Source organism: Marinobacter antarcticus, from assembly GCF_011049865.1.
Lineage (GTDB): Bacteria > Pseudomonadota > Gammaproteobacteria > Pseudomonadales > Oleiphilaceae > Marinobacter > Marinobacter antarcticus_A.
The window spans coordinates 1-9,384 of sequence record NZ_DRGY01000008.1; the positions used below are offsets into that span (position 1 = coordinate 1).

Genomic DNA, 9,384 nt, shown 5'->3' on the forward strand with positions numbered 1-9,384 from the left:
CCGCCGCTACCATATACAAGTCGCGTAATGCGGCGTCGTGAACAGCCCAGTCCATGAACGTCTCAGATTTTCATTTTGATCTCCCGGACGAACTCATTGCCCGGTACCCTCTCAGGGAGCGCAGCGCTTCCCGCCTGCTGTGCCTCGATGGCGCTAATGGTGACATTGCACACCAACGTTTCACTGACCTTCCCGATTTGCTTCAGCCCGGCGATCTGCTTGTGTTCAATAACACCCGCGTTATACCGGCTCGACTGTTTGGAAAAAAAGAAACCGGCGGTCAGGTTGAGGTGCTGGTTGAGCGCGTAACCGATGAGCATCACTTTGTGGCCCACGTTCGCGCGTCCAAAGCGCTTAAAGACGGGCAGAAGGTCATTCTTGAAGATGGCACCGTGCTGCGCATGACGGGCCGGCGCGATGCGCTGTTTCATTTCGAGAGCGAGGCACAAGAGCCGGTGCTTGAAATGCTGGAGCGCATTGGCCACATGCCGCTGCCGCCCTATGTTGACCGGCCTGACGAATCAACGGATCGCGAGCGCTATCAGACCGTTTACGCAAAAGAAGCGGGCGCGGTTGCCGCGCCTACGGCCGGGCTGCATTTTGATGCCGCCGTGCTGGATGCCCTTGAAGCGCGGGGCGTTCAGAGCACGTTTGTTACGCTGCATGTTGGCGCAGGCACGTTTCAACCGGTACGCGTAGACAGCATAGATGAGCATGTTATGCACAGCGAGATCGTACATGTGCCCGAAGAGGCCGTAGAAGCGGTCAATCGCACCCGTGCAAGGGGTGGCCGCGTGGTAGCCGTTGGCACTACCTCCGTAAGATCGCTTGAATCTGCAAGCCGTGGCGGGTATCTGAACCCGTTTCGAGGTGAAACAGATATCTTCATCTACCCAGGTTACCGATTTCAAACCGTTGATGCTTTGGTCACCAATTTTCATTTGCCCGAATCGACTCTGATTATGCTGGTTAGCGCGTTCGCCGGTTACGAGCATGTCAGGCGCGCCTACCGCGAGGCAATTACCGAACGCTACCGATTTTTCAGTTATGGTGATGCGATGTTCATAACGGGGCAAGAGGCAAGCCGGGGCATGCTGCTCGGGGCGCCCGATGAGCCTGTTCACGAAGGCGATCCATCACCACTCACTACCGGAGATACACCGTGAGTCAGTCCTGTTTTATGTCCTTTGAAAAACTGGGCGAAGACGGCCTTGCCCGGCGCGGAAGGCTGACCTTCCCACGAGGCACGGTTGAAACCCCGGCGTTTATGCCGGTAGGCACCTATGGAACGGTTAAAGGAATGTTGCCCCGGGATATCCATGAAACCGGCGCTGAAATCATTCTTGGCAACACGTTCCACTTGATGTTGCGCCCGGGAACCGAGGTGGTGAAAGCCCACGGGGATCTCCACGACTTTACCCAGTGGAAGGGACCCATCCTGACCGATTCAGGCGGTTTTCAAGTGTTCAGCCTGGGCGAAATGCGCAAGATTACCGAGGAAGAGGTCACGTTCCGTTCTCCCATAGACGGTTCTCCGGTTAAGCTGTCGCCCGAAATCGCGATTCAGGTTCAGCGTGATCTGGGCTCTGATATCGTGATGATTTTTGATGAGTGCACCCCGTACCCTGCTACCGAAAAACAGGCTAGGGAATCCATGGAGCTCTCGTTGCGCTGGGCAAAGCGCAGCAAGGATGCTCACGAGGGGAATCCTGCAGCACTGTTCGGAATTGTGCAGGGTGGAATGTACGAATCCCTGAGAGACCGTTCTCTGGACGGCCTTACGGATATCGGGTTCGATGGATATGCCATTGGAGGGCTGTCGGTCGGCGAACCGAAAGAAGACATGATTCGCATACTCGACCATCTACCGACAAAAATGCCTGCCGACAAGCCCCGCTACCTTATGGGAGTGGGGCGGCCCGAAGACATCGTTGAGGCGGTTCGCCGGGGTGTCGATATGTTCGACTGCGTTATGCCTACAAGAAACGCCCGAAATGGCCATCTGTTTGTATCGACTGGCACAGTAAAGATCCGCAATGCGCGGCATCGCCATGATACGGCACCGCTGGATGAGCGATGCGATTGCTATACCTGTGAGAATTTTTCGAGAAGTTATCTGCATCATCTGGATAAATGTGGAGAAATGCTTGGCGCTCAACTGAACACAATCCACAACCTGCGCTTCTACCAGAACCTTATGGCTGGATTGCGCGAGGCCATTGAAGCAGGTACATTGTCGGACTTTATAAACCACTTCTATGCTCTGCGCGGCACGGCTGTGCCCGCTATGAGTAATGAGTAATTGTTTTTGGTTAATCAACGGAGAATACAGATGCATTCAGTCAAGTTACTTTTAGCTGGCCTTATGGCAATGATGCCAACCCTGGCAATGGCTCAGGACGCTGGTGTGGCAGGCGGTATGGGCGTTATGGGCCAGGTGATTTTCTTTGCCGGCTTCATTCTGATTTTCTACTTCCTGATCTGGCGTCCGCAGTCCAAGCGTGCCAAAGAGCACAAAGCGCTGATGTCCGGCCTGAACAAAGGAGACGAAGTCGTTACTTCCGGTGGTATTGCAGGAAAAATCACCAGAGTCACTGACGATTTTATCATGGTAGAAATTGCTGACAACGTTGAAGTGAAGGTACAGAAAGTAGCTGTTGCTGCCGCACTGCCTAAAGGAACGCTCAAAGACATCTGAGCAAGGACTTCCTGGCCGGCCCTGATACCCGCCGGCCTGCACCTTCCTGGCTGAAACACCAAGGCCGGCCTCTGTGTCGGCTACAAGGGATCCCATGCTTAACAAGTACCCGCTTTGGAAAAACCTGATTATCCTGATCGCGATTGTGGTTGGGTTTGTCTATGCGCTGCCCAATCTTTTCCCCGATGATTACGCGGTTCAGATCACCGGCGCCCGCAGTAGTACTGAAGTCGACCCTGCTGTGCTCGACAGAGCCGTTAAAGCTTTGGAATCGGAGGGCATCGAGGTTAAAAGCAGTATGCTTGAGGATCGGGACGCCCTTATCCGGTTGACCAGCTCTGATGATCAGTTGCGTGCCCGGCCGGCTGTTCAGGCTGCTCTCGGCAGAGATTACCTTGTAGCACTGAATATGGCCGCGTCGACGCCATCCTGGCTGAGAAGCCTGGGTGCAGGGCCCATGAAACTCGGCCTTGACTTGCGCGGTGGTGTGCACTTTCTGTTGGAAGTGGATATGGAGACCGCCGTCGGCCAGAGACTCGACGCCGTCTCCGGCCAGATCAAGCAAGAACTCCGTGATGAACGTATCCGCTATCGCGGTGGTGATGTCGACGGTAAGCGCAACATCGTCGTGAGCTTTCGGGATGAAGCATCCCGCGCCGAAGCGTTTTCTCTGATCAAGCGTCAGTACAACGAGTTTTTGCTAGATCAGGAAACCAACGGTGGCGAGTTCCAGATTATTCTCACCCTGTCAGAGTCAGAGGTGAACGCCATTCGGAAATACGCCCTTGAGCAGAACCTGACCACCATCCGCAACCGGGTCAACGAGCTTGGTGTGGCTGAGCCTCTGGTCCAGCAACAGGGTGCCGACCGTATTATTGTCGAGCTTCCGGGTGTTCAGGATACGGCCCAGGCCAAACGAGTTCTGGGTGCTACGGCAAACCTGGAATTTCGTATGGAAGCGCGCTCCGATGCGCCGAGCAGCGAAACCGAGAAGTTCGGCTTCCGCGATGAGCCTCAACGCACTGCGCGCCTGGAGCGCGAGCTGATCGCGACCGGCAATAATGTAGCTAATGCCCAGCAGGCGTTCGATGAGAACGGACAGCCACAGGTTAGCATTACGATGGATTCGGTCGGTGGCGACTTGATGAATCGCGCCACACGCAACGCCATTGGCCGGCGTATGGCGGTTCTGTTTATCGAATTCCGCACGGAAACCGAAACCAAAATGGTTAACGGAAAGCCGAAGGAAGTTGAAAAACGGATCGTTGACAAAGGCATCATCAGCCTGGCGACAGTTCAGTCTGCTCTGGGTAGCAGCTTCCGCATCACGGGCCTCGACTCTATTCCTGAAGCGTCAGAGCTCGCACTGCTTCTGCGGGCCGGCGCTCTGGCGGCGCCCATGTACTTTGTGCAGGAGCGCACTATCGGGCCAAGCCTGGGGCAAAAAAATATAGATGCAGGCATGTTGTCAGTGGGACTCGGGTTTATTCTTGTGCTGCTGTACATGCTGCTTTATTACCGCGGGTTCGGGCTGGTAGCGAACGTTGCGTTGACGATCAACCTGATTTTGCTCATCGCCTGTATGTCAATTCTCTCAGCCACTTTGACGCTGCCCGGTATTGCCGGCATCGTGCTAACCGTTGGTATGGCGGTCGATGCAAACGTGTTGATATTTGAACGGATCAAAGAAGAACTCAAATCGGGCGCATCACCACAGCTTGCCATCAATGCCGGTTATTCCCGTGCGTTTGTGTCCATCGTTGATGCCAATATAACCACCTTGCTTGTGGCCATTATTCTTTTCGCAATGGGCTCTGGCCCAGTGAAAGGTTTCGCGATAACGCTGTGTATCGGGATTCTGACGTCCATGTTCTCCGGGCTGATGGTCAGCCGGAGCATTGTCAATATGGTTTATGGCGGCCGCAAGGTCGAGAAACTGTCGATCGGAGGAAAGCTCGCCAATGTCTGATGATCAGAAGCAATCGTTTGATTTCATGGGGTTTCGGAAGCTTGCTTCCGTCATCTCCATTATTCTGGTGGTGGCCTCAATTGCCCTTCTGGGAATTCGTGGCCTCAACTTCGGCATGGACTTTACCGGTGGTACGTCTGTTGAGCTGGAATATGCCCAAGCGCCGCAGTTAGGCCAGGTGCGGTCCAGTCTGGCAGCGGCGGGATACGACGAGTTCGTGGTGCAAAACTTTGGTGCTGACACACTCGTTCTGGTGCGTCTGGCTGAATCAGGCAATGACAAGCTTGCTCAGGAAATTACCCGTGTTCTGGAAGCGAATGGAAATGAGCTAAAGCTGATAAGTTCGGAATTTGTCGGATCGCAGGTGGGCGACGAGCTTAAGGAGGACAGCGGTCTCGCGCTTCTGCTCGCGCTGCTCGTTGTGCTTATTTACGTGGGAATGCGATTCCAGTTCAAGTTCGGTATCGCGTCAGTGGTGCCCCTGGCTCACGACGTTATTATCATTCTCGGGTTTTTTGCGTTGTTTCAGTGGACCTTCGATCTCACCGTTCTCGCAGCCTTGCTGGCCGTTATTGGCTACTCGCTGAACGACACCATTGTTGTGGCTGATCGAATTCGCGAAAACTTCCGCAAAATGCGAGTTGGTGAACCCTGGGATATCATCAACGATTCCATTCACCAGACCATTGCCCGAACCATAAACACGTCGGGTACGACGTTGGTGGTTCTGCTGGCTCTGTATTTCCTGGGCGGAGAGGCGATCAACAACTTTGCGCTGGCGTTGATTATCGGTGTTGTCGTGGGTACCTATTCGTCCATTTACGTATCCGCTAACTTGTTGATGGTTATGGGCGTCACCCGCGAAGACCTGATGATTCCGGCGAAAGAGGGTATTGCAGGTTCCGAAGAGGATGAACAGCCACCGGAGTGGCTCAATCGTATGTAATTCTCTGCCAGGGCTGATCTTCTGCCACAAAAAAACCGCCACTTTGCAGTTGGCGGTTTTTTTGTGGCAAGAGCTTGGCTAACCATTCAATATCGAATGTCCACGTCAGCCGGGTATGCGGCCGCGAAACGGGTGCAGCACCTTGAGAACTTCGCGGAACAGCTTCGGGTTGGCAACTACCAGTTGGCGGGCTTTATCCGTTGACGGGTTGCCTGAGAAGTCACCGGTAAGGGCGCCGGATTCCATGGCCATGGTTACGCCGAGATCCAGATCGGCCGTTTCCGGGCGGAAGATCACCGCCGCGTCCAGAAGGCCGGCCGAAACGCGTGCGATATCGAGAACCACGCAGCCAGAGGTTCGGAACATGGAAGAGTTCTGGGCCAGAACAGCCGCCATTTCACCCCACAGAAGCGGGTTGTCGCCCTTGCGGGTCTGATCCAGCAAGTTGGTCGCAAACGCGGCTTTTGCTGCCTGTTTGACTTCTGAGACCCTTACTCTGCGGCTATTCAACGCAGCTCCGCGCCCGCGACTGGCAGAATACTCTTCGCCGGTGACGGGGTTTACCAGGAGCAGGTTTTCGGTGCGGTTGTTTTTCTTTTGTGCCAGGGCCAAGGCAAATTCAGGAATACCCCTCAGAAAATTTTCGCGACCCATAACCGGAAAAATATGCCAGCTTTTTTCGCTGGTTCCGGCGTCCGCTTCATTCAGAGGCGCGATGGTATGATCTTTGTAGGCTTTTTCGAGTTGCTCGGCAAAGTTGTCATAGATGGATTGCTCGACCCGGTCCAACTGGAGGCGACGTTCGTCGTCGTCCTTTCCGGTAGGCTCCTGGCGCTCGAAGTGGGCTTTGAGGTAATCCGACCCCTGACGCGCGACGCGCAGGGCCATTTTAATAGCTGGTTGCATCTGAGAGTTCGTTATCCGGGTGTGTGAAGGCCGGGTATGATAGCAAAAGAACACCGCCTTTGTATGTTTTTTGACTCAGGAATAGCACGGACAACGGGAGATCAGGGGCGAATAAGGGACTAATCAGCGGCTATTCAGGGGCGCGAAAAGCGACGGGTTTCTGCTATTATAATGGCCCTTAAATTTTAACTTCGGGCCCGCAGCCAATGCACAAACCATCTCCGCCACTGGAAGGGCCGGACGCGTTTCAGGACCAGATCCGGATTGTCCTTGTTGAGACCTCTCATTCTGGCAACATCGGGGCCGTAGCCCGAGCCATGAAGAACATGGGGCTCGCCAATCTGTGGCTGGTCAATCCGAACTCCTTCCCGGATGAGGCTTCCTACGCCCGCGCAGCCGGCGCCTCCGACATACTCGATCGGGCACAGGTGGTGCCGACGCTGGACAAAGCGCTTGAAGACTGTGTTTTGGTGATGGGCACCAGCGCCCGGGGGCGAAAGATACCCTGGCCGGTTGTGCCGCCGCCGGAAGCAGCAGCGATTGCAGTTGAAAATAGCCGCAGCGGGTCAGTGGCGCTGGTGTTTGGCCGGGAAAATCACGGTTTGAGCAATGATGAGCTTCATCGTTGTCACTACCACATTCATATTCCATCCAATCCCGATTACAGTTCCTTGAATCTCGCGATGGCGGTTCAGGTTATGTGCTACGAATTGCGGATGCTTTTTTTGCGCAACCTTGAAGGGGGCGAAGGTAGCCCATATTTAAGGCCGATGACGGCGCCCGGTGATGCAGGCTGGGATGTACCTCCCGCCAAGGTGGGGGACGTTGAAGGCTTTTTTGGCCATCTCGAACAAACGTTGCACGATGTGGATTTTCATCGCCGGGATAACCCGCGCCAGTTAATGTCACGTTTACGACGTTTGTTTCAGCGGGCAAAGCTGGATCAGATGGAAATCAACATCCTTCGGGGTATTCTGAGCTCGGTCCAGAAAGCCGCCGGAGCCCAGGGGAATGCGAAACCAACCAAGGCTGGCACCAAGCCGACCGGACAGGAAGACGGCCATGTTTAGGCACTTGCGTGAAGATATAAAAAGCGTTTTTCATCGTGATCCGGCGGCCCGGAATACGTTTGAGGTGCTGACAAACTATCCGGGGCTCCATGCGTTGCTTATTCACCGGTTTTCGCACTGGCTCTGGAATGCCGGGCTTAAATGGTTGGCGCGCACGATATCAACGTTGGCGCGATGGCTTACGGGTATTGAAATACACCCGGGAGCCACCATCGGTCGACGGTTCTTTATTGATCATGGTATGGGTGTGGTTATTGGCGAGACAACGGTTATCGGTGATGACGTTACCCTTTATCAGGGCGTTACACTGGGCGGTACAAGCTGGAACAAGGGTAAGCGCCACCCCACGATCGGTGACGGTGTTGTGGTGGGCGCCGGAGCAAAAATCCTGGGACCTTTTGAGGTGGGTGAGGGCGCCAAGATCGGGTCAAATTCCGTGGTCACCAAGGCGGTTCCCGCTGGCGCAACGGTTGTGGGTATTCCCGGGCGGATTATTGTAAAACAGAAATCGGAAGACGACGCCCGTCGCAAAATAATGGAAGAGCGCATGGGGTTCGATGCCTACGGTGTGACGGAGGAGATGCCGGATCCTGTCGCCCGCTCCGTGCGAGCGTTGCTGGATCACATGCACGCGGTGGATGACCGTCTCGAGATCATGTGTAAAGCGCTCCGCAAAGTGAACAGCGACTATCAGAATGGCGCACTGCCAGTTCTGGATGACGAAGATTTCGATTGTGTGCGTGACGACAGCGAGGATCGGGGCTGAATACTTGACTGAATTAGTTGGTCAATTCATACTCTGTCTTCGATAACGAGATTCAATCCCATCACGGGGCTGACGCCATGAAGTTGACAACCAAAGGCCGTTACGCCGTTACGGCAATGCTAGATCTCGCTCTTCACGGGGGGCAGGGCCCAGTGACGCTTGCGGATATTTCAGCCCGTCAGGAAATTTCGCTTTCCTATCTCGAACAACTCTTCTCGCGCCTTCGCCGTCGAGAACTGGTGGACAGCATTCGTGGGCCGGGCGGCGGGTATCTTCTGAGCCGTGTCGCATCTGACATTTTTATTGCGGATGTGGTTGATGCGGTGAACGAGTCCCTCGACACCACAAGGTGTGGGAATAAAGGCGATTGCCAAAACGGCGAAAAATGCCTGACCCATCATCTTTGGTCTGATTTGAGTGATCAAATCCATCAATTTCTCAGCCAGATCAGTTTGGCAGATTTAATGGAAAGGCACGAAATCCGCCAGGTAGCGGACCGGCAGAATCGCCGTCAGGTTGATGGTGGCTCTGACACGATTAATACCGAGCGTCTGATTGATCAGGCGCCCGCCTGAAACAAACTTCTGTAACTTATGAAAAAGCCAGTTTACCTCGATTACGCTGCAACGACGCCCGTTGACCCCGCAGTCGCCGATGAAATGATCAAATACCTGACGCTTGATGGCCTTTTTGGCAATCCGGCGTCTCGTTCCCATGGCTTTGGCTGGCAAGCGGAAGCGGCTGTGGAGTCGGCCCGCGCCCAAGTGGCGAGCTTGATTCACGCCGATCCGCGCGAAATTGTGTGGACCTCTGGTGCAACCGAGTCAGATAATCTCGCGATCATAGGCGCGGTTGCCGGTCGTACTGTTTCCAGTCGTACTAATGTGCATATTATAACGTCAACCATCGAGCACAAGGCTGTTGTTGATACGTGTAAGTGGCTGGAAGCCCGGGGTGTTCAGGTTACCTGGCTGAACCCCGGCAACGATGGCCGCATCCAGGCCGATCAGGTGGTCGATGCACTTAAAC

The 9,384-nt window shown here is 54.6% G+C and carries 10 protein-coding genes; 9 read left to right on the forward strand and 1 reads right to left on the reverse strand.

All coding sequences use genetic code 11. From position 1 onward, the window contains the following. Positions 1-53 precede the first annotated feature (53 nt). The 5 genes from queA (at position 54) to secF (ending at position 5,613) form a co-directional block, all read left to right on the forward strand. Positions 54-1,166 carry a tRNA preQ1(34) S-adenosylmethionine ribosyltransferase-isomerase QueA gene (gene queA / locus ENI00_RS01180; protein ID WP_304097605.1) on the forward strand — a complete coding sequence of 371 codons (1,113 nt, stop codon included), beginning with the start codon at positions 54-56 and terminating at the stop codon, positions 1,164-1,166. Positions 1,167-1,180: 14 nt separating this feature from the next. Continuing rightward, positions 1,181-2,302, forward strand: a complete 1,122-nt coding sequence (gene tgt / locus ENI00_RS01185) for a tRNA guanosine(34) transglycosylase Tgt (protein WP_304097633.1) — start codon at positions 1,181-1,183, stop codon at positions 2,300-2,302. Positions 2,303-2,332: 30 nt separating this feature from the next. Continuing rightward, positions 2,333-2,698 (forward strand): preprotein translocase subunit YajC, encoded by a 366-nt coding sequence (gene yajC / locus ENI00_RS01190; protein ID WP_304097610.1) that lies wholly within the window; start codon positions 2,333-2,335, stop codon positions 2,696-2,698. Between the two features lie 94 nt (positions 2,699-2,792). Continuing rightward, positions 2,793-4,667, forward strand: coding sequence for a protein translocase subunit SecD (gene secD, locus ENI00_RS01195; RefSeq protein ID WP_304097613.1), 1,875 nt, complete (start codon positions 2,793-2,795; stop codon positions 4,665-4,667). Next, positions 4,660-5,613, forward strand: a complete 954-nt coding sequence (gene secF / locus ENI00_RS01200; RefSeq protein WP_304097615.1) for a protein translocase subunit SecF — start codon at positions 4,660-4,662, stop codon at positions 5,611-5,613. Before secD ends, secF begins: the two co-directional genes overlap by 8 nt. Before the next feature lie 105 nt (positions 5,614-5,718). Here the strand turns inward: secF and ENI00_RS01205 are convergent, their stop codons facing one another. Then, on the reverse strand, positions 5,719-6,519 hold the full coding sequence (locus ENI00_RS01205) for an inositol monophosphatase family protein (protein WP_304097618.1): 801 nt from the start codon (positions 6,517-6,519) through the stop codon (positions 5,719-5,721). 206 nt (positions 6,520-6,725) lie between these two features. Here ENI00_RS01205 and trmJ point away from each other — a divergent pair, with 206 nt between their 5' ends. From trmJ to ENI00_RS01225, 4 genes are all read left to right on the forward strand, one after another. After that, positions 6,726-7,589 carry a tRNA (cytosine(32)/uridine(32)-2'-O)-methyltransferase TrmJ gene (gene trmJ, locus ENI00_RS01210; RefSeq protein ID WP_304097622.1) on the forward strand — a complete coding sequence of 288 codons (864 nt, stop codon included), beginning with the start codon at positions 6,726-6,728 and terminating at the stop codon, positions 7,587-7,589. Further along, positions 7,582-8,355 (forward strand): serine O-acetyltransferase, encoded by a 774-nt coding sequence (gene cysE / locus ENI00_RS01215; RefSeq protein ID WP_304097625.1) that lies wholly within the window; start codon positions 7,582-7,584, stop codon positions 8,353-8,355. Before trmJ ends, cysE begins: the two co-directional genes overlap by 8 nt. Before the next feature lie 77 nt (positions 8,356-8,432). Beyond that, positions 8,433-8,930, forward strand: a complete 498-nt coding sequence (gene iscR, locus ENI00_RS01220) for a Fe-S cluster assembly transcriptional regulator IscR (protein WP_304097627.1) — start codon at positions 8,433-8,435, stop codon at positions 8,928-8,930. An 18-nt stretch (positions 8,931-8,948) separates the two neighbouring features. After that, on the forward strand, positions 8,949-9,384 hold a 436-nt coding region (locus ENI00_RS01225), incomplete at its 3' end, for an aminotransferase class V-fold PLP-dependent enzyme (RefSeq protein ID WP_304097630.1).